Genomic DNA, 1,627 nt, shown 5'->3' on the forward strand with positions numbered 1-1,627 from the left:
CTGCTTTGTTTCCCTCTCTTTTCCCTTAGCTTGATGCTTATGGGGCGACGCTAGAGTCGCCCTTCTTTTATTGCCCCAATCCATGAGATTTTGCCAACACCCCTTCTTAAGAAACGTTTCGCTTTTTGCTACCTACCGGATTGGTCGGCTGATATTTCAAGGTAGATTCATTTTCGCGTTTGTGCAACTTGATAACTTCCGGCAATGCCTCATATGACCCGTTGACATCCAATATTTTATCTTCAAACTCAGCTAACAAGGTGGCGTTGCAAGTCACATTAGGGGCGGCAATAACTACCAAATCCGCCTCTGACAGTAGCAACTTGCTCAAAGGGTTGTGCTGGAGTACGCGCTCATCTTGCAGAGTAATTTGCCGGATAGCGGGGTCGGAGTAGGTAACGAGTGCGCCTCTAAGCATAAGCTGTTCAATCAGCGCAACTGTAGGCGAATCCGCAGCTTCGGACATAATGGGCTGATTGGCAACGCCTAGCACAAGAATATTTGCCCAAAGTAAGGGTTTGCCTAGCCAACTCAGCTTTTCCATAATCCGATAAACTAACTGGCGGGGGCGTTCCTGATTAATTTCATGCGCCAACGCTACAAGGCGCTGCTCCTTGTTGGCGCATTGAAATTCCGCCGCGATATTGCTTTCAACCGTCCCGCCGGGAGAAAACGCCATAAAACCGAACGGTTTGGTTTTGGCGGCGGCAATTACCTCACTGGTATTAACCCCCAACTGTTGGCAAACCTCATCAAACTCATTTATCAAAGCGGTATTGACACTTCGAAAGCTGTTTTCTAATAACTTGGTCAATTCGGCTACTCGCACGCTTGAAACCGGAATGATTTGGTCGAACACCATGTTGTAAAGGGCAGTGGCAGCGGTCTCGCTTCGTGGAGTTATGCCGCTTAATAATTTTGGAATTTGCGACAACCCATAATTTTTTTCCACCGCTTCGCTTCGTTCTGGGCTAAGCGCCATAAAGAAATCCCGGTCAGGCAGCAAACCCCTTCTAAGAAAGGGTTGCAAGAATAGCTCATTGGTAGAACCGGGATAGGCAATGGATTCGATAATCGCCAGTTTGCCCGGTTTCCAAATGTCTAGCAGCGCTTCAACCGTTTGCTCAATATAGCTCAGGTCGAACGTGCGCCCTTTTTTCGAGGGGGCAGGCAGGCAGATTATGTAGGCATCGGCATCGCACAAGGCTTCAAATTGGGCGGTTGGTTGGAGCATACCCGCTGACAGCAACTTTACGAGGTGAGCGGATGGCAGCCCCGCAATAGGCGACACCCCACCGCGCAAATCATCAATTAGGGTTTGCCTTTCATCGTAAGCGCCCACTTTAAACTTTGCTTGGGCAAAGAGCAGCGCCAGCAGCAAGCCTTCATTCCCTAATCCGATGATGCCGATACGGCAAGCTTGCGCTTCAATCTTTTCTATTAATTGAGACCCGTACAAAATGACCCCTCCAACTTCACGAAGTGTACTTTATTAGGCTGGTATAACGCTAGATATTCGCGGATGGGTAATGACTAAACGGTTTGTAGCCATAGCTCAAACTATCTGTAAATATATGCATCTTTATACTATTGGGCGATGGTTGCGTCTACCTTTAGATAATTTTAG

Annotated in this window: 1 protein-coding gene; it reads right to left on the bottom strand. The window is 47.9% G+C overall.

The genetic code is table 11. The features are described 5' to 3' along the window. Positions 1 to 106: 106 nt before the first annotated feature. The gene (locus WCK19_RS18510) at positions 107 to 1,459 is read right to left on the bottom strand and encodes a nucleotide sugar dehydrogenase (protein WP_342398888.1); all 1,353 of its coding nucleotides are present in this window, start codon (positions 1,457 to 1,459) and stop codon (positions 107 to 109) included. Between the last annotated feature and the right edge of the window lie 168 nt (positions 1,460 to 1,627).

Source organism: Candidatus Chlorohelix sp. (genome assembly GCF_037138995.1).
Taxonomy (GTDB): Bacteria; Chloroflexota; Chloroflexia; order Chloroheliales; family Chloroheliaceae; genus Chlorohelix.